This window comes from Pandoraea sp. NPDC090278 (assembly GCF_044772185.1).
GTDB lineage: Bacteria > Pseudomonadota > Gammaproteobacteria > Burkholderiales > Burkholderiaceae > Pandoraea.
The window spans coordinates 91469-111282 of sequence record NZ_JBIVYJ010000009.1; the positions used below are offsets into that span (position 1 = coordinate 91469).

Annotated in this window: 17 protein-coding genes; 10 read left to right on the top strand and 7 right to left on the bottom strand. The window is 64.2% G+C overall.

The features are described from left to right. Positions 1-71: 71 nt before the first annotated feature. The 4 genes from ACIQWO_RS25905 to ACIQWO_RS25920 all read right to left on the bottom strand — a co-directional run bounded on the left by ACIQWO_RS25905 (position 72) and on the right by ACIQWO_RS25920 (position 6222). A complete protein-coding gene (locus tag ACIQWO_RS25905; protein ID WP_402830391.1) occupies positions 72-1325 on the bottom strand; it encodes a c-type cytochrome in 1254 nt (417 codons plus the stop codon). Between the two features lie 160 nt (positions 1326-1485). After that, positions 1486-2184 carry a (2Fe-2S)-binding protein gene (locus ACIQWO_RS25910; protein WP_402830331.1) on the bottom strand — a complete coding sequence of 233 codons (699 nt, stop codon included), beginning with the start codon at positions 2182-2184 and terminating at the stop codon, positions 1486-1488. Further along, positions 2181-5126 (bottom strand): xanthine dehydrogenase family protein molybdopterin-binding subunit, encoded by a 2946-nt coding sequence (locus ACIQWO_RS25915; protein WP_402830393.1) that lies wholly within the window; start codon positions 5124-5126, stop codon positions 2181-2183. Before ACIQWO_RS25915 ends, ACIQWO_RS25910 begins: the two co-directional genes overlap by 4 nt. Positions 5127-5700: 574 nt before the next feature. Beyond that, positions 5701-6222, bottom strand: a complete 522-nt coding sequence (locus tag ACIQWO_RS25920; RefSeq protein WP_402830333.1) for a GNAT family N-acetyltransferase — start codon at positions 6220-6222, stop codon at positions 5701-5703. An 83-nt stretch (positions 6223-6305) separates the two neighbouring features. On the opposite strand from ACIQWO_RS25920, the gene ACIQWO_RS25925 reads away from it, so the two are divergent. Next, positions 6306-6896: a helix-turn-helix domain-containing protein gene (locus ACIQWO_RS25925; protein ID WP_402830335.1), complete on the top strand. Its 591-nt coding sequence runs from the start codon at positions 6306-6308 to the stop codon at positions 6894-6896. Next, a complete protein-coding gene (locus ACIQWO_RS25930; protein ID WP_402830338.1) occupies positions 6896-7468 on the top strand; it encodes a GNAT family N-acetyltransferase in 573 nt (190 codons plus the stop codon). Before ACIQWO_RS25925 ends, ACIQWO_RS25930 begins: the two co-directional genes overlap by 1 nt. Positions 7469-7493: 25 nt before the next feature. Here the strand turns inward: ACIQWO_RS25930 and ACIQWO_RS25935 are convergent, their stop codons facing one another. Next, positions 7494-8471: an alpha/beta fold hydrolase gene (locus ACIQWO_RS25935; protein WP_402830395.1), complete on the bottom strand. Its 978-nt coding sequence runs from the start codon at positions 8469-8471 to the stop codon at positions 7494-7496. 919 nt (positions 8472-9390) lie between these two features. Here ACIQWO_RS25935 and ACIQWO_RS25940 point away from each other — a divergent pair. Further along, complete coding sequence (locus tag ACIQWO_RS25940; RefSeq protein WP_233326644.1) at positions 9391-10029, top strand: GntR family transcriptional regulator; 639 nt, start codon at positions 9391-9393, stop codon at positions 10027-10029. 18 nt (positions 10030-10047) lie between these two features. Here the strand turns inward: ACIQWO_RS25940 and ACIQWO_RS25945 are convergent, their stop codons facing one another. After that, positions 10048-10626 carry a DUF4019 domain-containing protein gene (locus ACIQWO_RS25945; protein ID WP_402830341.1) on the bottom strand — a complete coding sequence of 193 codons (579 nt, stop codon included), beginning with the start codon at positions 10624-10626 and terminating at the stop codon, positions 10048-10050. A gap of 133 nt (positions 10627-10759) precedes the next feature. On the opposite strand from ACIQWO_RS25945, the gene ACIQWO_RS25950 reads away from it, so the two are divergent. Beyond that, positions 10760-11938, top strand: coding sequence for a GGDEF domain-containing protein (locus ACIQWO_RS25950; RefSeq protein WP_402830343.1), 1179 nt, complete (start codon positions 10760-10762; stop codon positions 11936-11938). 60 nt (positions 11939-11998) lie between these two features. Here ACIQWO_RS25950 and ACIQWO_RS25955 read toward each other — a convergent pair whose 3' ends face one another. Next, positions 11999-12703, bottom strand: a complete 705-nt coding sequence (locus ACIQWO_RS25955) for a glutathione S-transferase C-terminal domain-containing protein (RefSeq protein ID WP_402830346.1) — start codon at positions 12701-12703, stop codon at positions 11999-12001. A 169-nt stretch (positions 12704-12872) separates the two neighbouring features. Here ACIQWO_RS25955 and ACIQWO_RS25960 point away from each other — a divergent pair, with 169 nt between their 5' ends. From ACIQWO_RS25960 to ACIQWO_RS25985, 6 genes are all read left to right on the top strand, one after another. Further along, positions 12873-13361 (top strand): DUF2471 family protein, encoded by a 489-nt coding sequence (locus tag ACIQWO_RS25960; RefSeq protein WP_402830349.1) that lies wholly within the window; start codon positions 12873-12875, stop codon positions 13359-13361. 37 nt (positions 13362-13398) lie between these two features. After that, positions 13399-15246: an exonuclease domain-containing protein gene (locus ACIQWO_RS25965; RefSeq protein ID WP_402830352.1), complete on the top strand. Its 1848-nt coding sequence runs from the start codon at positions 13399-13401 to the stop codon at positions 15244-15246. Positions 15247-15405: 159 nt separating this feature from the next. Next, positions 15406-16386, top strand: a complete 981-nt coding sequence (locus ACIQWO_RS25970; protein WP_402830355.1) for a LysR family transcriptional regulator — start codon at positions 15406-15408, stop codon at positions 16384-16386. Continuing rightward, on the top strand, positions 16383-17891 hold the full coding sequence (locus ACIQWO_RS25975) for an NAD(P)-binding domain-containing protein (protein ID WP_402830358.1): 1509 nt from the start codon (positions 16383-16385) through the stop codon (positions 17889-17891). The genes ACIQWO_RS25970 and ACIQWO_RS25975 overlap by 4 nt, the downstream gene beginning before the upstream one ends. Continuing rightward, positions 17888-18862, top strand: coding sequence for an ABC transporter permease (locus tag ACIQWO_RS25980; protein ID WP_402830360.1), 975 nt, complete (start codon positions 17888-17890; stop codon positions 18860-18862). Before ACIQWO_RS25975 ends, ACIQWO_RS25980 begins: the two co-directional genes overlap by 4 nt. Further along, positions 18862-19806 carry an ABC transporter permease gene (locus ACIQWO_RS25985; RefSeq protein WP_402830363.1) on the top strand — a complete coding sequence of 315 codons (945 nt, stop codon included), beginning with the start codon at positions 18862-18864 and terminating at the stop codon, positions 19804-19806. The genes ACIQWO_RS25980 and ACIQWO_RS25985 overlap by 1 nt, the downstream gene beginning before the upstream one ends. Positions 19807-19814 lie beyond the last annotated feature (8 nt).

The following is a 19814-nucleotide window of genomic DNA, read 5'->3' on the forward strand; positions in this document are numbered from 1 at the left end:
TTATGCGCCATGTCCCCTTTGATGCGTTTGATACGGTGCGTCGGATCGGCCTCCGACTTAAACCGTCCGCATTACTTCTGACGAAGCTGTTTGACGATCTCGGAGTTCACGTCGCCCGCCTGCCCGCCGTAGGCCACGCGCAGGTAGTTGGTCAGCTCGGAGATCTGCGCATCGGTCAGACGTTTGTCGAAGCCCGGCATGTCCTGCATCGCTTCCAATCCCGGGAATTTCTGCGCTTCGACGCCATCGAGAATCGTGACGATCAGATTGCGCGGATCCTTCTGACGCACGGTCGAATTGCCCAGCATCGAGACGGCCACGTGCGGCTTGCCGGTGCCGTCCGCCGCGTGGCATCCGGCGCACACCGCCAGGTACATATTGCGTCCCGCCATCAGCTTGCCGGTGTCGGGTTTCTCCGGCAGCGGCTTCGGTGCGGGCGGCGCATCGCCGAGCAGGTACGTCGAGAGCGAACGCAGATCGTCCGGCGTAAGGTACTGCGTGCTCAGATGCACGACCGGATACATCTCCCCGAACGCCGAGCCTTGCGGCGCAATGCCCGTGCCGAAGAACGTTTGCAGGTCCTTCACCGTCCAGCCCCGTGCAGCGAGTGCCTCAGGCGTCAGATCGGGGGCGGCAATACGCGCGAGCGCAGCGCCGCCGAGCGGCTTCGCCTTGTCCAGCTGACCGAACGTGCCGCGCGGCGTGTGGCACTCCGCGCAGTGGCCCAGCGCGTTGGCGAGATACCGCCCGCGCAGCCAGTCCGCCGATTGGCCTTTCGACGCATCGGGCAGCGTGTCCTTGAGGAACATCCAGTCCCACGCGCGCATGGCCATACGCACGTTGTACGGGAACGAAAGGTCGTGCTTACGGTTGGGCACGGCGGCCGGTTTCACCGACATCAGGTAAGCGTAGATGGCATCGCTGTCCGCGCGCGTCATCTGCCGGTAGGACGTGTACGGCATGGCTGGATACAACGCCTTGTCCGGCGCGATGCCGTCGTGCAGCGCGCGGTAAAACTCCTCGGCCGTCCAGCCGCCGATGCCGTTCGTTTTGTCCGGCGTGATATTCGTGCCGTAGAACGTGCCGAACGGCGACTTGAGCGGCACGCCACCGGCGAACGGCGCACCGTCCGCACTCGTATGGCACGCCGCGCAGTCCGCTGCGCGCGTCAGATACTTGCCGCGAGCGACCAGCTCGGACGGGGCGGCTGGTGTCGTCGCAGGTGCTGCTGTCGCGGCCGGGGCCGACGATGCGGACGATGCCGGGGCCGACGCCGCAGCAGGCGCATCTGCCGCCATCGCGCTCGTCACGAGCGACGGCACCATCGACGTCTTCGGCTGCGGCGGCTGGCCGGGCTCGGGCGGCTTGGGCGTCGTCGAGTCGTTGCACGCGCTCATGAGCATCACGGCGACGAGACACGCCGCGCGAACGCTCCATCGGGTGACGCGCGTCAGGTGCATAGCAGTTTCCCTCATTTCGCGCCCCTCACTTCGAGTCCTTGATGCAACCGGGCGTCTTCAGCACGACGTCGCGCACGGCCTCGTAATAGCGCACATAGCCCGTGCACCGGCAGATCTGATCGTTCAGCCCTTCGGTGATCGCGGCTTCCAGATCGGCGCGCGCAATCGGGTTGCGCTTGAGTCGCTCGATCAGCACCGTTGCCGCGTTCACGAAGCCCGGCGTGCAGTAGCCACACTGAAAACTGAAGTGATCGAGGAATGCTTGCTGGATGGGGGCAAGCGTGACCTTACCGTCGGTGTCGCGCGTCGCATGGCCTTCCACCGTACGCACGGTCTTGCCGTCGAAATAGTTCGCTCCGGTGATGCAGGTGCGTACCGTTTCGCTGGTGCCGTCGGCGTGATCGACAATCACCACGCAGGCGTGGCAGATGCCCTGACCGCAGCCCAGCCGCGAGCCGGTCAGGCCCAGCGTCTCGTGCAGGAAGTCGATCATCATGAGACCGGCGGGCACGTCCATCGGACCGTGCGACTCGCCGTTGACCTTGACCGTGACGGGCAGCGTCTCCCACGGCTTCTTGCCACCGGCGGGTGCAGGCGATGCCACCGGGACAGCCGGTGATGCCGCAGCGGCACTCGCCGCGCTAGCGTTGTAGGTTGGGGCGTCGGCACCTGCGGCCGCGTTCGCATTCGACGCGGCCTGTGGTGCGCTACTCGTATCCGTCATGCCAGTACCTCCTGGATTTTCTCCGGCGTCACCGGCAACTCTGTAAATCGATGGCCGATCGCGTGCGCGAGGCCGTTCACAATCGCACCCACCACGGGGATCATCACGACTTCGGCAATGCCCTTGGGCACGTCCGTCTCGGAGATCGGAGGCAGGACTTCACCTGTCTGCGTCCACACGGCGACGTCCACCGCGCGCGGCAGGTGATAGCGATTGAAGTTCCACGTGCCATTGCCGGGGCCGTCTTCATACAACGGCAGGTACTCGTGCAAGGCATGACCGATGCCCATCGCCAGACCACCCTGCAACTGGCCTGAAACGAGTTGCGGCGAGATCTGATTGCCGCACTCCATGATGGAGTGGTGCGTGAGCAATTCGACCTTACCCGACGCTTCGTGCACGGACAATTCGACGAGCGTGCCCACGGCGCTGTAATACGTGACGGCCGCATTGTTTCGCTGTACCGGCGGGTAATACACGCGCTTGCGGTCCATCGTGCGATAGCCGGTCGCGGGCGTCGGAGCCGCCACTTGTTGACCCGCTGCGGCGTTCGGCTGCGGCGCGCCCTTCGCTGACGCAGACTTCGTCGGTGCATTACCACTGCGATGCGCGCTCTTGGCAGCCGGAGTCTGCGCGGCAGGCGCTTGCGCAGCAGCGGCCGACGGGTTGGCGCCGCCCTTGCCGAAACGCAGGGCGATGCCGTCGACCGGCAGACGCTGCGTCACGCCATCACCCAGATCCCAATCCGCTTCGGCCCACTGCCAGCGGTTGAAGACATGCACCGTCGCGCCCGTCACAAAGCCCTGCTCATAGGCCGTCTTCGCCAGCATGCCGAACGGCAACGCTTCGAGCCCGGCGGCGGAGAGCTTGCCGTCGACCCAGCGGGCATCTTCCGCACGCACGACGAGTGGCGCGGCTTGTCCACCGCCCATTCCACGACGCCAAATCGACAGCGCCGCTGGCCATAGCCCTTGCAGGAACAACAGACGCGCTGCTTCGCGCGTGCTGTGCGTGAAATAGAACGCCGAGTTCGTCGCGCTCGACGGCGACGCATACCCCGGCGACCAACGCGGATTGGCCGCGAGTTTGTCCTGATCGGCCTGTGACATCAAATACGGATCGCCGCTGGTCACCACCGGCAATTCGGGCCAGTCGGTGATGGCGATGTGCACCTCGGTGGCGGGCATGCCGAGCCATTTCGCCACGGCCACGGCCTGCGACGTCGACGTACCCGTGCCAATTTCGGCCGCCGTGTGATGCAGCGAAATCTTGCCGGTTTCGTCGAACTCCACGCGCGCGAACGACGTCTCCGCGCCCGTGCCGAAGTCCTTCTGCACGCAAGCGAAACCCACGCCGTAGCGATGGCCCGGATGCGCCGCTTCGTACTCGGCCTTTTTCTTGTCGCGCTGCGTCCACAACGGATGCGCCTTTGCGCGGGCGAGCACTTCGTCCACGCGCACAGCGCCCGCAGGAATCGCGCCCTGCGTGTTCTTCATGCCCGAGCGCAGCGCATTCTTGAGACGGAAGTCGATCGGGTCGACGCCGAGTTGCGCCGCCATCTCGTCGATCATCATTTCGGTCGCGGCCATCGACTGCAACGTGCCGTAGCCACGCGCCGACCCCGCGTCGATGGCGCGCGACGCAATCGCCACGCTCGCCAGATCGCTCTGCGGGAAGTAGTAGATGGACTGAGCCGCCGTTGCGCCCACCATCGCTACCGACGGGGAGAAGTTCATGCGTCCGCCGCCGTTGCACTCCATGTCGGCCGTGAACGCTTGCAGCATGCCGCTCTCTTTGTCGACGCCGATGCGATAACGCATCGTGAAGGCGTGACGTTTGAGCGACGTCTGGAACTGCTCGTAACGATCGTTGGCGAGGCGCACCGGCAGGCCGTCGCCGTACATCGCAGCGGCCAGCCCGTAGAACGGCATGTTGTAGTGGTCCTTCGAGCCGTAGCCCACCGTGTAGCACGGATAGACGATCAGCCGCTTCACCGGGAAATGCCCCTTCGCGGCCATCGCTGCCGCGTTCTCGGCGACTTCGGACGGCGACTGCGTGGGCACCACCATGTGCAGCGTTTGCGTGGCGGCGTCGTACCAGCAGTTGGCGTTATCGGGTTCGAGCGCCGCCGTGTCGACGGACTGCGTGCGGTACTCGCGCGACATCACCAGCCAGTTCGCCGGAGGATGTGCGAGCGATTCGCCGATCTTGCCCGCGTACGCCATGCCCTGCTCGTCGAGCTTGCCGTGATCGTTACCGTCGGGCCACACCGGCAGGTGCTTACGCATCATGCTCGGGAAGATCGGCGCGTCCTTGAGACTGGAGTAGACGTCGTCGTCATACGCGGTCTTGCCGCCCATGCGAACGAAACGGAAGCTGCCCCAGGGGTCGCGCTCCAGCGGCCCCGTGACGTCGCCATAGCGAATGATTTCGTCGTGGAACTTGAGCTTGTCTTTGGCGAAACGAAAGCGTGCGAAGTCGTGATAGATGAGGATCGCGACCGCGTGACCGAGATACGCGGGTGTCTTACCGACGGGCAACAGCATGTCGTCGCCGTAGAACTCGGGGAACGCGACGCCGTCGCGTGCGAGATCCTCGGCCGTCACCAAGCGGTCGGGTTGCAGACCGTCGTCCAGACGTGAGAGATCGAAACCGAGATACGGACGGTCGGCGAGCGTCGCGCGCAGCACGAACGCATGCGCCTGCTGCGCGGGCCAGCCCGGCATGTCGCGCGCGCGCACGTCGCGTGCAAAGATCTTGCTGCCGGTGACTTTGGCCGTGCCGTCGATACGGAATTTGGCTTGTCCCTTGGCGGCGTCCCACGCCACAGGCGTGAGGTTCCTGTCCTCGAAGAGCGCCGCGAACGCGCGACTTCCCATCGGCGCGACGTACACGGAGATGCCCGCGACGACCGACGCCTTGAGAAAGCCGCGACGCGTCATGGCGAAGCCAGCCGGTGTTTCGGGGGCTTCGGGATTGGCGGAATTCGGGAGTGTTTGGGGTGTTGCGGAAGCAGCGTCATGACGAGCGTCATCGCTCGACACAGCCGCTGTCGGACAGTGTTTTCTTGGCAGGCGCGGCATATGCGTTCCGTCCGTCTTGTTTTGGGGGGACGTGCCACGATCACGAAGGCGGCCCTGCAACTCCCGAACGACAAAACGGCACTGCAACGATTCACGCGGTCACGACGAAAAACACGACGACGCCGTTGACCCACGATGCATGTTCACAATGCGTGACATTCGCGTGCCGTGATGTGCTCGTGAAGTTCTATGAGAACACGCTTCATGAGTGACACCGGACGTTTCAAGGCTACACGCCACCTCTGAGATTGACAAGATTGGACATGACGCACTGCGTGAGAACGCATGCGATATGCAACGTACGGCGCACCGTGCGACGGGCGCGTGCGGGCGATATTTGCTTCGCGTGATGTTGCCTATGCCCAATGAGAAATGCCGCTATATCCGACGGGACACAGCGGCATCGAAACGATGGTGCGGTGCAGTTTTTTTCTCAGGCGATACGCAATTCCATACACGTCAGATCGAGCCAGCGGCCGAACTTCGTGCCCACTTCGCTGAAGGTGCCGACCATCCGAAAGCCCAGCTTCTCGTGCAGACGAATCGACGGCGCGTTCTGGGCTTCGATAGCCGCAATCATCACGTGGACGTCGAGGGCACGGGCACGCTCGATCAGTGCGCGCATGAGCGCCTCGCCAATGCCGCCGCCGCGCGCGTTCTTGTCGATATAGATCGAGTGCTCGACGGTGTGACGGTAGCCGTCGAACGCGCGCCAGTCGCCGAACGATGCGTAGCCGACCGTCTTGCCGTCACGCTCGGCGACGATCACCGGATAGCCGCGCTTCAGACGTGCAGCCAGCCACTCACGACGATTGTCCAGATCCACGAGGATCTCGTTCCAGATGGCCGTCGTGTGCTCGACGGCATCGTTGTAAATGTCGCGGATCACGGGAAGATCGGCATCGAGGGCGTCGCGAATCGCGAGTGGCGTCAGGGCAGTCGTCGGGGAAGTCATATCAGTGGTCCTGCAAGCAAGGTGGGCAACGCATCAAGTAACATCCATTTTACTAGAAATTAACTTCCAGTAAACTGGATGCCATGGATATCAACGAACGCATTGCCCGTCGGGTGCGCGACCTGCGCAGCGAGCGCGGCTATTCCCTGGATACACTGGCCGAGCGTAGCGGCGTGAGTCGCTCAAGCATCTCGCTCATCGAGCGCGCGCAAACGAGCCCCACCGCCAACGTGCTGGACAAGCTTGCCACCGCGCTCGACGTCACGCTGGCGTCGCTCTTCGACGACCAGTCGCAGGACGACGCGCCGCCCTCGCCGCTCGCCCGTCATGCGGATCAGCCGGTGTGGACCGATCCGGACTCCGGCTATGTGAGACGTAACCTGTCGCCAGCGCAACCTTCGCCGCTCCAGTTCGTGGAAGTGCAGTTCCCGCCGGGCGAGCGTGTCGCCTACGACACCGGCGCGCGGGACAACGAAGTCTGGCAACAGATCTGGATCGTCGACGGCACCATCGAAATCACGCTCGGCGACACCACGTGGCGACTCGATACCGGCGATTGCCTCGCGATGCGCCTCGATCAACCGATCGGCTTTCACAATCCCACGTCAGCCACCGCCCGCTATCTCGTCGGGCTCGTGACGCTGCCGTTCGTCGCTCCCCGGAGAACGCCCTGATGTCCAATGACGCCGCCCTTCCTGCAAGTCTCGTTATCGAACAACTCGATGGCGATCAGGCGCTCGCCGCCGTCGATTCGCTGTCCGACGTGCTGATCGATTGCGTCGAAGGCGGCGCGTCGGTGAGCTTCATGTTGCCGCTCACGCGTGAGCGCGCGACGGCGTTCTGGCGCAAGGTGGCAGCAAGCGTCGGTCGTGGAGAGCGGGTCTTGCTCGTGGCACGCCATAAGGCGTCCGGTGCGCCCGGTATGCAAGACGACGGTGCAATCGTCGGCACGGTGCAACTGATCCTGGATCTGCCCGAGAATCAGCCGCATCGCGCCGACGTCGCCAAGATGCTAGTGCACCGTTCGGCACGACGTCAGGGTGTCGCGGCGCAACTGATGGCAGCACTGGACGACGTCGCGCGTACCTTCGAGCGCCACGTGCTGGTACTCGACACCGTCACCGGCGGCGATGCCGAGCGCCTCTACCAGCGCAGCGGCTGGCAGCGCGCGGGCGACGTGCCGAAGTTCGCCCTCATGCCTGACGGCGCCTTCTGCGCGACAACGTTCTATTACAAGCACCTCTGACGCTGCCCTGCCATTTGCGCGTCGATCAGTTCAGCGCCGCCAGTCCTGCGAGCAGTGCCTTGTGGAACGCCGCCGGGTCTTGCATCTGCGGGGCGTGCCCCAGATCGGGGAATTCGACGAGCGTGGAACCGGGAATTCGGGCGTGTGTCGTTTTGGCCAGCTCGGCGTAGTGCCCGATGCGCGCCTGCACCTCCGGTGGCGAAAAATCCTTGCCGATGGCGGTGGTGTCCTTGTCACCGATCATCAGCAACGTCGGCACACGAATCTGTCCGAGTTCGTACACGACCGGCTGCGTGTAGATCATGTCGTAGAGCAACGCCGAATTCCACGCGACGATGCGCTTGCCAGGCCCGCGATACATGCCCGCGAGCATCTGCACCCACGGCTCGTAGCGCTCGTTCCACTGCCCCGCGTAGTACGTCGCTTGTTCGTAGCGACGGATGCCCGGTGCGCTCGTGCGCAACTCGCGGTCGAACCACTCGTCCACCGTCTTCGACGGCACGCCCAGCGCTTTCCAGTCTTCCAGACCGATCGGATTGACCAGCACCAGTTGCTGCGTCTCGTCCGGATACATCAGCGCGTAGCGCGCCGCCAGCATGCCTCCCGTCGAATGACCCACGATGGTCGCCGTCTTGATGCCCAGCGACGCGAGCAACGCATGCGTATTGTTCGCCAGTTGCTGGAAGCTGTACTGATACTGCGCGGGCTTGCTCGATTTGCAGAAGCCGATCTGATCCGGCGCAATGACGCGGTAGCCTGCGCCCGATAACGCGTCGATCGTCTCCTGCCAGGTCGCCGCGCAGAAGTTCTTGCCATGCAGCAGCACGACGGTGCGGCCATTCGGCTCGGACGGCTTCACGTCGAGATAGACCATGTGCAGCGGTGTGCGCTGCGACGTGAAGTCGAAGCGATTGACCGGATACGGATAGTCGAAGCCCTGCAATTCCGGACCGTAGGCGGGACCGGCGTTGCTGTCGGGACTTGCTGCACTCGCCCCACTCATTGCGACGAGCGAAGTGAAACCGATGAGCGCACCGGCGCGCAGCGTCGCAACGGCATATTGCGACAGACGGTGCATGCACTGGGAAAGCGATGAGGGCATGGGTCGATGAGTCAATGAGACGGGAAAACGAAGAAGACGAAGCAGACGAATGCGGCTGCGTCGATTCTGCCATGCGACGCCATTTCCCGACGGGCAACGCCGACGGGGTGCGCCATTCGGGGTCAGGTGCAATCGGGCATCTGCGTGTTCGACGGGGTTTGCACCGATTCCGCCAACAATCGCACTGAATTATTCTCATTTGCCCGTTTTCACAAACAAATCGCCGTCATTGATCGCTGATCGAGCGCATGCGGCGTCGGCCAAATCCCGCATGCTGGGAAATACAGACGAAAACGGGCAAACGCAGACGGAAGCCCCGACGATCCGGCTGGCGAATACCCATCATTTTTGAGGGGTTATTCGAGGTGCTTGCTTCACATCTTCAGCAGTTTTCCAAAGCCGCTGCGCCTCGCATGTTTCGGTACCCGCAACGCTATGACGGTGGGCGCTCACACTACAAGTGAGTGAGCGCGAACCCCGCCACGTCTGGCGTTATGGTACTTTTCCAACGCTTCAAACGTGCGTATAAGCGAGCCCTCGCTTCGGAAACCAAAAGAATTGTGCAAAACCGGACCGGCGTCATGCCTGTCTCGCATGACTGGCTTGACTTTGACCTTTTGGGAACGGTTTTCGGGGCGCCGAAAGAAACTCGGTAAAATCCGCAGCGGCATGGGGGATGGGGCGCACGACGCGCCCATATGCATGCATGGCGCCTACATCGTGCAGCCTCATGCATGAGCAGTCCGGCGAGACCGGCAACGCTCACCGAAGTCGAAGTACACGGCGCACGCGCCGGCTCTAGGGAAGACACAAGCATCAGATGAAAGCGCCCAGCAACCTGATTACCGGTGAAGTGCGGAGCAAGATCCGCGGAATGATTCTCGCTTCGGAGCTCAAGCCGGGGCAGCGTCTCATCGAGGACGATCTGATTCAATTGCTGGGGGTTGGCCGCACGCCGGTGCGCGAAGCGTTGCTGATCCTGCAAGGTGAAGGCTTTATCGCCCGTAACCGCGGCTGGGAAGTTCAAGGCGCCGATCATCTGCCCGTGCGCGCCATCTTCGAGAGCCGTATCGCCATCGAATCCGAGACCGCCCGCCTGGCAGCACGCAAAATCTCGCCCGAGATGTGCGACGCGCTCGATGCCCTCATCGAACAGATGGAGCCGACGGCCAATCTGCCGCGACTGGCGCTCAATCGTCTCAACACGGAATTCCACGACCTGATCGTCAAGGCGGCAGATAACGTCGTAATCGCGCAGTTTCACGAACGTACACAGTTCTATTACTGGGCGCTGCGCGTGCCCGTCATGTTCTCGGACGAGCAACTGCGCACCACCAATCAGCAGCATCGCGAACTGGTCGCGGCCCTGCGCGCACATGACGAAGCGCTTGCCGAACAGATCGCGCGCACCCACGTCGAGACGACGATGGACATCGTCGAGCCCGCGCTGCCGCGCTAAATCGCTCCGTCGCCGAACTTAGCGCACCAGATAACCAGCGACGCGCCAGCGACCGTCGAGACCGAAGACCATCGTGACCATTTCATGCGCTTCGGCCTTGTGCTCGAACACGGTCCCGTACTGAATCACCACGTACTCCCCGTCCGGCTGCCCAGGCAAGGTGCGGGTAAAGACAGCGTCCAGCGTTTTGCGTGACTTCACTTTTCCCAACGGCCCACGCGCGGCTTGCAGATTCGCGGCCCAGTCTTCGGCCGAAATCGCCCGCTGAAACACCGGCGCGGCCTGATCCCAGCTTTGTTGCCCACGGTTGATGTCGGCCAACCCCAACCACAGGTTGGCGGCTTCGAGCGCCGGGCGCACGTCGCGATTGATGTCGGCCGCCGGTGCCGTGCCCGCCTCTGCACCACTCGCGGGCGTGGCGAACAATGGCGGCTGCGCCGCACGGCGTCGCATCGGCTCCTGCTGCGCGTGCACCGAAACGGCGCTGAATCCGGCGGCCACGCCGAGGACAAGCGCGGTCGCGCGAATCGCGAAGCGGTGGCGGGAAAGGAGGGAACGGCGGGAATGACGGGATGCGTTGAATCGGGTCGTCGGCATTGACGAGGTTCCTCGAAGCGGAAATGACTAACCCGGTCATTCTACTGGCGTCGCCCTCATTGGAATGTAACGCGCGTCGCGGCGTACATTACAATGCTCAACACATGTCAGCCCCCACGCATTGGCCATTGCCATGTTGACGACGTCCCTGCTCGCGATCACCTCACTCCTCAGCTTCATGATGTTGCTGATCGTGGGTTCCCTGCTACGCTCGCGCGTGGCCGGTGTTCGGGAATGGTCGCTCGCCAACGTTGCCGTTCTCGTCGCGCTACCGCTGTTCGCACTGCGCGGCGTCGTTCCCGATTTCCTGTCGATCCCCGTTGCGAACCTGACGCTGGCGGGCGGCATGCTGCTCTACTTCGCCGGATGCGCGCGCTTTCTCGGCCAGCGGCCACACTGGCACGCGCTGGGGGCGTCGCTCGGCGTGCTCGCGGCGGCGATCCTGTTTTTCTACTACGGCATCGACAATCCGCAACTGCGCGTGGTGATCGTCTCGGCGTATCACGCGATCTGGTTGCTCGCCGTGTCGGTACTGATCCTGCGTCACATACCGCCGCGCCGTCATCGCTACAACTATTGGCTGACCGCCGCCATGGCAGCCGCGTTCGCCGTGGCACACATCGTGCGGGGCGCGGTCTTCGGATGGACGCCCGCACCCGGTCCGGAAGTGTTCGCGCCGACGGTGTTCAACACCATCATGCTGACCATCGGCACGATCGTGATGCCCGCGATGACGATGGGCGCCGTGCTGATGATTCACGATGCGATGCTCGCCACAGCCGAAGAAGCCGCCAACCGCGACTATCTGACGGGCGCGCTCTCACGCAAGCATTTCGATCTGCTCGCGCGTCAGGAGATGGTGCGGGCGGTGGCGCGCGGCTGGCCGCTGTCCATCGTCGTCATCGATCTGGATCACTTCAAGTCGATCAACGACACCCACGGCCATGCGGGTGGCGACACGGTGTTGCGCGAGTTCGTGAAGCTGGTGCGCGACAGTCTGCGCGAAGGCGACGTCTTCGGGCGACTCGGCGGCGAGGAGTTCGCGGTGCTCTTGCCGGGCACCGACACACCGGGGGCGATTCGTATTGCGGAGCGGCTGCGCACGCAGGCGAGCCGTCATCTGGTGGCGGGACCGTTCGGGGTGTGCCACTACACGCTGAGCGGCGGCGTGGCAACGTGGCTCGAACGCGAGAGCCTCGAAGCCCTGTGCATGCGCGCCGACCGGGCGCTGTACGCCGCGAAAATCTCGGGGCGCAATCTCGTGCTCTCCGACGTACTGCCCAGCGACGAGACGGCGTCCGAAGCGGGTTGACGGCGCACGCATCCGATGATGCGGGAGGCGCACCGCCGCGCGGGCAACGCTCAAACAGGTTCAGGCAAGCTCAGGGAAAAACTCACCACGCATACGCGCTACGTAAGCCGTCAGATTCGGATGGTGCTCGATCTCGTTGCGCAGCGGCATACGGAACGACGGCGTCATCGCGCCTGAGATAAAGGCGAACGCGGTGGCGTCGGCACTGCACGGCTTGTCGCCGAAGAAGTAGGGCTTGTCGCCCAGCATCTGCGCCGCCGCCTGCGCACCGCGCGCCAGTATCCGGGTCGCTTCCTCCGGCTTGTAACGCCCCGTGCCCTGCCCGTGCAGCGTGTTGCGGATCTTGCGACGGATCACCGCCTGCGCGACAGGACGCACCGGCCACGGAATCGAACGGAAGAACGATGCAGGCCCTTTGGCGAAGTTCTCGTCGTCGCACCAGCGTGCCTGCACGACATACCAGTAGAAGTGATCCTCCAGCGCCTTCTCGAACATCCACGCCGCGCCTCGCTGCTCGGGCGTGAGACTCCCGTCGAAGTCGAACCCGTACTTCTGTTCGATGTGCAACCGGATCAGCGTCGAGTCCGCGATGATCTCGCCGTCGTCCTCGATATAGGGCAGCTTGCCCTTGGGCGCGCGCCGAAAGCCGCCACGGTCGGTGCGGTACGGCACCCCCGCGAGCTTGAGCAGCATCTCCGCCTTGACGACGAACGGACTTGCATCGGGCAGCCCGAATGCCGGGCCGAAGGTGTACAGAGTCAACATCGGAGGCGTGCTCCTGTGCGGGAAGAATGGCGCAGAGTATTACACGACGGAACCGTCGCGACGAGCCTGTCCCCATCCCCCGCTGTCTTCACTGCGTTCACCCTCCGGATACGTGGCGTGCGCACTGTGATTTTATACAGTATTATGTCTCCCAATCGAGGAGCATCTCATGGAAACCATCGACTGGGATCAACTGGCGCTGAGCGCCGCCGAACGCGACCTTGCGGGCATCGTCCGAGAAATCGCCGCGCGCTACGTGCAGCAACGTCAGACGGCCGTCGTGCCGGGCGACGCCCACATCGACACAATGTCGCTCGACTGGCGTACGCTGGTCGCGATTGCCGACGAAGCGGAAGCGGATATCGGACTTCAGGCACGGCACGAGCCGTGGGTGCTCGCGCGCCTGCTGCGTCTGCCCGGCGACGAAGCGCTACGTCGCGATGGCGAGTTGCCGTCGCTCGACGACGCCGTCGATCTGCAATGGCCCAACGCCCCGGCACCTGCCGTCTTTCGCGCCATCGTCGCCACATTCACCGATATCACCGATGCCGCCGACGACGAACTGACGGCAGACGATGCCACCGCGTCATCGTTCATGGCCGGTGCATCGGCGCTGATGTCCGCGGCCCCCGCCGGTGGTTCGGCGTGTCCGGCTTGAGCGCTGAGTAGCACGCACCGGAAACGAGGTCCTGCAAGTGTTCGAGAATGTGGTCGAAGACGCTAATGCCGTGTTCATCCCGCCTGAAGGGATCGATCCGGACGCGCTCGCCCGTTCGCTGCCCGCACCGATGGTCTTCGTCGATCTGGAGACGACCGGGGGCAATGCGCTTGAGGACCGCATCACCGAAATCGGCGTGGTCGAAGTGGGCCCCCACGGCATCGAACAGTGGAGCACGCTGCTCGACCCTGCCGAGCCGATCCCACCCTTCATTCAGAAGCTGACGGGCATCACCAACGAGATGGTGCGCGGGCAGCCCTCTTTCGACACGCTCGCGCAAGGGCTTGCCGAGCGTCTGCACGGCAAGCTGTTCGTCGCCCACAACGCCCGCTTCGATTACGGCTTTCTCAAGAACGAATTCCGCCGCGCAGGCATCGGCTTTCAGGCAGATGTGCTGTGCACGGTGCGTCTGTCGCGCCTGCTGTTTCCGTCGGCCGCGCGGCATGGGCTGGACGCGCTGATTGCCCGCTTCGGCCTCGCACCGCAAGGCCGTCACCGCGCACTGGCCGACGCCGACCTGCTCTGGCAGTTCTGGCAAAAACTCCACACGCTCTATACACCCGACCTGATCGGACAAGCGGTGCAACGCGTGACGAAGCGGTCGAGCCAACCGCCGCAATTGCCGGACGAAGCCATCGACGCCCTGCCCGACAGTCCCGGCGTCTATCTCTTTTATGGCGAAGGCGACACGCTGCTGTATGTCGGCAAGAGCATCGACGTTCGTGCGCGCGTGCGCTCGCACTTCTCCAGCGATCATCAGGTTGCGAAAGATCTGCGCATCTCGCAGGAAATCCGACGCGTCGAAGTGCGGCGCACGGTCGGAGAACTGGGTGCGTTGTTGCTTGAATCGCAGTTGGTCAAACAGTTGCAGCCGGTGCACAACCGGATGCTGCGCCGTTCCGCAAGTCTCTACAGTTGGCAGTTGACGCAGGACAGCGATACGCCGCAACTCGTAAGCGCAAAGACGGTGGACTTTTCCGGTGCCGAATCGCTGTACGGCACATTCTCGTCGCGCAACGGTGCGGAGAGCGCGTTGCGAGCGCTGGCCGACGAACATCGTCTGTGTTGCGCGCAACTGGGGCTGGAGAAGGTCGCGAAGGGGCGTCCGTGCTTCGGCTATCAGGTCAAACGTTGCGACGGCGTGTGCGTGGGCGACGCGCCGCTAGCGGACCATACGGAACGCACGCGAGAAGCCCTCGCGACGCTGCAACTCGAAACGTGGCCCTACGACGGCCCCATTGCCATCGAAGAGCATGGGGACAACGACGTCGAATACCACGTCGTCGACCGGTGGCAGTACCTGGGCAGCGTAGCGTCGCGCGATGCATTGGACGCGCTCGTCGACAACATGCCTGCCGCGACGGGCTTCGACCCCGACATCTACCGCCTGCTGGGTCGACGTCTCGCTGCATTACGGGCTGCTGAATCCACGGCCCCCCGCCCCGTTGACGGTGCTGCACCTCACCCGACCGGCGTTTCGTCTGAGTCACGTCGAGCGGCCCGACGCTGCGCCGAAGAAGCCGCGAAGTGTGGCGCTTTTGCGTCGCCGTCAGCCGCGCCCAGAAGATCCCGACCAGCTTCGGCTGCCGTTCGACGTCCGGTAGCGCCCCACGCGTCGCCCACGCGGCATCCTCGCCGGAATCACGACGCGCCCCTCGTCTTATGCGATGAGACGAGAAACCCCACATCCAGCATGCCCAATCGGCTGAATCGGCATGCCGCCGTCTCACCCGGCGAGACGCTCCCCAAGGCCTTCCGGCCCGCTCAATTTCTTTTCCCCCTTGCGTCACCTAGGCAAAACCCTCCTTTCCACTTCGGGTCATGAGCATATAAATATTAAGTATTTGCAAGACGCATGCTGTAGGTCGAAGAATACGCAATCCGAATACAACAGGTTGCGGTATCGACGGCCCTGGCGTCGTCGATGACCGGAGACGGGGCGCGTAGGGGTACGCGCTCCGTTCTCATCCCCACACCGAGCCAGATGGAATTACGCCAACTCGAAGCCTTCGCGGCAGTCATGTCGACCGGCAGCATTACTGCAGCCGGGCGTCTGCTCGGGCGCTCGCAACCTGCCATCACCCGCATGATCCAGGAGCTCGAAGCCGAGATCGGCTACGCCCTGTTCACGCGCAGCGGCCCCCGCGTCACGCCCACGGAACAAGGCTTTCTCCTGTTTGAAGACGTCGAGCACGTGCTCGCCGGTTTGCAGCAGATTCGCGCCCGCGCCGACGAGATCGCGCGCGGCCAGACCCGCCCGTTGCACGTAGCCGCCACCTCGGCGCTCGCCGCTGGGCTGGTGCCCGCCGCGCTCGCGCTGCCCGGCCTCGCACACGACGCCCAGCAGATTCAGATGCGCAGCACGTCGCCCGAGCAGGTCGTGCATGCCGTGCTGACCGGCGCGGCCGACATCGGCGTGACCAGCCTGCCGCTGGAGCATCGCGGCATCGTCGTGCACTGGATCGGCGAATCGGCCTGCGTGGCGGCTGTGCGCAGCGACGACCCGCTGGCCCTCCATGACCGTCTGCCGCTGGCCGAGTGCGCCGGACGTCGCATCATCACCATGCAGAACCCGTATCGTCTGCGCCGTCGCCTCGATCAAGCGTTCTCGCAGGCGGGTGTCGCACCGGCCGGTCTCATCGAGACGAATGCGTCGATCAATGCGATGACCGCCGTGCGCGCTGGCCTCGGCGTGGCCGTTCTCGAACCGGTGACGGCCTACGGTCTGCCGCTGGCCGACGTCGCTGTGCGGCCCATCGACGCCGACATCCCCTTCTTCTTTGGCGTCATCACGCGCGACGCCCGTGCGCCGTCCCCCGCCGCCCTCGCCTTCGTCGACGCGCTGGCGGACGCCGCCCGTGCGCTGCTACCCGATTTCGTGCAACGCGCCGCCACCGAACACGCTCAAGTCTTGCAGTCGCTTTACGGCGACTTGCCCGCTCCCAAGGAAGCTCAGTCGTCATGACCCTGTCCACGACCACCCCGACCTCCGCCACCGGCCTGTCCGCGCTCGAAGCGCGTCTGCGTCAGGATCTCGCCTGGCTCGAATTGCCCGCCAAGCGCTGGGTACCCGAGCGCTCGTACAACGGTCAGCCCGTGCTCGACGTCGCCATCATCGGCGGCGGTATGGCCGGACTGGCGGCAGCCACGTCGCTTACGCACCTCGGCGTGGGCGCTGTGATCTTCGATCAGTCGCCACGCGGCTTCGAAGGTCCGTGGGCCACGACCGCCCGCATGGAAACGCTTCGCTCGCCCAAGCAGCTCACCGGCCCGGCACTCGGCTTGCCCGCACTCACCTTCCGCGCATGGTTCGAAGCGCAATTCGGCATCGACGCCTGGGACGCTCTCGACAAGATTCCGCGTCTGCAATGGATGGACTACCTGCGCTGGTATCGCGACGTCCTCGCCATCGATGTGCGTAACGACCATCGCATTACCGCCATCACGCCGCGCGGCGAAGACGGTCTGGTCGAACTGTCGGTGACGTCGCCCGCAGGCGAAAGCAAGGTCTACGCGCGTCACGTGGTGCTCGCGACTGGACGCGATGGACTCGGTGGCCCGACCGTCCCCGCGTTCGCACGCGAATTGCCGCGCCACTTCTACGCGCATTCGTCCGACGTGATGGATTACGCAACGCTGCGCGGCAAGCGCGTCGGTGTGATCGGTGCGGGTGCCTCGGCGATGGACAGCGCCGCCACCGCGCTCGAAGCGGGTGCCGCCAGCGTCGACATGCTGATCCGCCGCGTGGACATTCCGCGCGTCAACAAGGGCAAGGGCGCAGGCAATCCCGGTCTCACGCACGGTCACGTCAATCTGCCGGACGACTGGAAGTGGCGCATCCGTCACTACGTCAACGTGCAACAGGTGCCACCGCCGCGCGGCAGCACCTTGCGCGTCTCGCGTCACGACAACGCACGCTTCAACCTCGGTGCACCGATTCTCGACGTCACTCCGGTGGGCGACGAACTGCACGTGCGCACGGCCAAGGGCACGTTCGTGCTCGACTTCCTCGTCTTCGCGACGGGGTTCCGCATCGATATCGGCGGCCGCCCCGAGTTCGCCGCCTTCTCGAAGTTTGTGCGCAAGTGGAGCGACCGCTATACGCCCGCAGCGGGTGATGAAGACGTGGAACTGTCGGACTCGCCGGATCTCGGCCCGACGTTCGAGTTTCAGGAGAAGACGCCGGGCACCTGCCCCGGACTGGAGCGCATCCATTGCTTCTGTGCACCGGCCACGCTTTCGCATGGCGCGCTGTCGGGTGACATCCCGGCCGTGAGCGAAGGCGCAAAGCGTCTCGCGCAAGGGCTGGCAGGCACGTTCTATCGTGAGGACGTCGAGCACCATTACGCCAACATGGAGGCGTATGAGGAGCCCGAAGTCTACGGCGACGAATGGACGCCTGCGCCGCCACCGCCCGCAGTGGTCGATGCGGCTGTCGCGCCTACCGACAAGGAGCGTCTCGCATCATGACCGCATGGATTTTGCGCCGCGTATTGCAAGCGGTGTTAGTGGTGTGGCTGATGACGCTGATCGTGTTCGTCGGTCTGCACGCAATCGGCAATCCGATCGACATCCTGATCGGTCAGGACGTCGACCAGATCGACCGCGCCCGCATCATCGCGCAGCTCGGCCTCGACCAGCCGTTGTGGCGTCAGTACCTGTCGTTCATCGCGGGCGCACTACACGGCGAGTTGGGCAATAGCTACGTGTACAACGTCCCGGCCATTCAACTGATTCTGCAACGCCTACCCGCAACGCTCGAACTCGCGTTTGCCGCACTCATCCTCGCGGTGTTCATCGGCATTCCGCTCGGCCTGTTCGCCGGTCTCTACCCGCGCAACCCGATCTCGAAACTGTTGATGACGGGCAGCATCGTGGGCTTCTCGCTGCCGACGTTCTGGGTCGGCCTGATGCTCATCATGTTCTTCTCGGTGCATCTGGGCGTGCTGCCTGCGAGCGGTCGCGGCGAAACGGTGCGCCTGTTCGGCGTGGAATGGTCGTTCCTCACCGTCGACGGACTGCGTCACCTGATTCTGCCCGCGCTCAATCTGGCGCTGTTCAAGATTTCGTTGGTGCTGCGACTGACGCGCGCCGGGGTGTCCGAAGTGCTGCCGCAGGACTACGTGAAATTCGCGCGCGCCAAGGGCTTGTCGCCGCTGCGGGTCGTGCTCGTGCACGTGCTGCGTAATACGCTGATTCCGCTGGTGACGGTGCTGGGTCTCGAATTCGGTTCGACCATCGCCTTCGCTGTCGTAACGGAAAGCGTGTTCGCATGGCCCGGCGCGGGCAAGCTCATTCTCGACAGCATCAACGCGCTCGACCGCCCTGTGATCGTGGCGTATCTCATCGTCGTGGTGTGCCTGTTCGTGTCGCTCAACCTGATCGTGGACGTGCTCTACAAGTGGCTCGATCCGCGTGTGCGCGTGGAGGCCGCTGCCTGATGTCGCTGACCCCATCCCCCAATAACGCGCCCACGCCAGCGCTCACCGTCGAACCCGTGCCGGTGCGGCGCGAATCGCCGTGGCAGCAAGGGCTGCGCGAGCTGCTGCGCTCGAAGAGTGCCGTGCTCGGCCTCGTGGTGCTCGTGGTGCTCATCGTCGCCGCGCTGACTGCGCCGTGGATCTCCCCGCAGAATCCCTATGATCTGGCGCAACTCAACGTGCTGGACAACCGGCTGCCGCCCGGCTCGGAAAACGTCGACGCACATTACACCTACTGGCTCGGCACCGACGGTCAGGGACGCGACCTGCTCTCCGGCATCATCTACGGGCTGCGGATCAGCCTGGGCGTGGGCATCGGCTCGGCGCTCGTCGCCGGGATTCTCGGCACGATCCTCGGTCTGGTCGCCGCCTATGCAGGCGGTCGCGTGGACGCCTTCATCATGCGTCTGGTCGATCTGCTGCTGTCGTTCCCGTCGATTCTCGTCGCACTGATGATCCTCGCGTACGTAGGCAAGGGCATCGGCAACGTGGTGCTCACGCTCGTCGTGCTCGAATGGGCCTACTTCGCGCGGACCGCGCGCGGGCAGGCGCTGGTCGAGTCTCGTCGCGAGTACGTCGAAGCCGCGCGTTGCCAGGCGATTCCGAACTGGCGCATCGTGCTCGGTCACATTCTGCCGAACTGCCTGCCGCCGCTGATCGTCGTCGGCTCGTTGCAAGTGGCGCGCGCCATCACGCTCGAAGCCACGCTGTCGTTCCTCGGACTCGGTGTCCCGGTGACGGAGCCGTCGCTCGGCCTGCTCATCGCCAACGGCTATCAGACGATGCTCTCCGGCGACTACTGGATCAGTCTGTATCCGGGGCTGGCGTTGCTCATCACGGTCGTCGCCATCAATCTCGTGGGCGACCGCCTGCGCGACGTGTTCAATCCAAGGTTGCAGAAATGAGCGGCGCA

Excerpts from the sequence above, each read along its gene's own strand:
- ACIQWO_RS25930 (WP_402830338.1), top strand. The coding sequence starts at position 6,896 with ATGTCCAATGACGCCGCCCTTCCTGCAAGTCTCGTTATCGAACAACTC.
- ACIQWO_RS25980 (WP_402830360.1), top strand. The coding sequence starts at position 17,888 with ATGACCGCATGGATTTTGCGCCGCGTATTGCAAGCGGTGTTAGTGGTG.
- ACIQWO_RS25970 (WP_402830355.1), top strand. The coding sequence starts at position 15,406 with ATGGAATTACGCCAACTCGAAGCCTTCGCGGCAGTCATGTCGACCGGC.
- ACIQWO_RS25910 (WP_402830331.1), bottom strand. The coding sequence starts at position 2,184 with ATGACGGATACGAGTAGCGCACCACAGGCCGCGTCGAATGCGAACGCG.
- ACIQWO_RS25945 (WP_402830341.1), bottom strand. The coding sequence starts at position 10,626 with ATGCCGACGACCCGATTCAACGCATCCCGTCATTCCCGCCGTTCCCTC.
- ACIQWO_RS25940 (WP_233326644.1), top strand. The coding sequence starts at position 9,391 with ATGAAAGCGCCCAGCAACCTGATTACCGGTGAAGTGCGGAGCAAGATC.
- ACIQWO_RS25955 (WP_402830346.1), bottom strand. The coding sequence starts at position 12,703 with ATGTTGACTCTGTACACCTTCGGCCCGGCATTCGGGCTGCCCGATGCA.
- ACIQWO_RS25950 (WP_402830343.1), top strand. The coding sequence starts at position 10,760 with ATGTTGACGACGTCCCTGCTCGCGATCACCTCACTCCTCAGCTTCATG.
- ACIQWO_RS25985 (WP_402830363.1), top strand. The coding sequence starts at position 18,862 with ATGTCGCTGACCCCATCCCCCAATAACGCGCCCACGCCAGCGCTCACC.
- ACIQWO_RS25915 (WP_402830393.1), bottom strand. The coding sequence starts at position 5,126 with ATGACGCGTCGCGGCTTTCTCAAGGCGTCGGTCGTCGCGGGCATCTCC.
- ACIQWO_RS25935 (WP_402830395.1), bottom strand. The coding sequence starts at position 8,471 with ATGAGTGGGGCGAGTGCAGCAAGTCCCGACAGCAACGCCGGTCCCGCC.
- ACIQWO_RS25925 (WP_402830335.1), top strand. The coding sequence starts at position 6,306 with ATGGATATCAACGAACGCATTGCCCGTCGGGTGCGCGACCTGCGCAGC.
- ACIQWO_RS25960 (WP_402830349.1), top strand. The coding sequence starts at position 12,873 with ATGGAAACCATCGACTGGGATCAACTGGCGCTGAGCGCCGCCGAACGC.
- ACIQWO_RS25905 (WP_402830391.1), bottom strand. The coding sequence starts at position 1,325 with ATGGTGCCGTCGCTCGTGACGAGCGCGATGGCGGCAGATGCGCCTGCT.
- ACIQWO_RS25920 (WP_402830333.1), bottom strand. The coding sequence starts at position 6,222 with ATGACTTCCCCGACGACTGCCCTGACGCCACTCGCGATTCGCGACGCC.
- ACIQWO_RS25975 (WP_402830358.1), top strand. The coding sequence starts at position 16,383 with ATGACCCTGTCCACGACCACCCCGACCTCCGCCACCGGCCTGTCCGCG.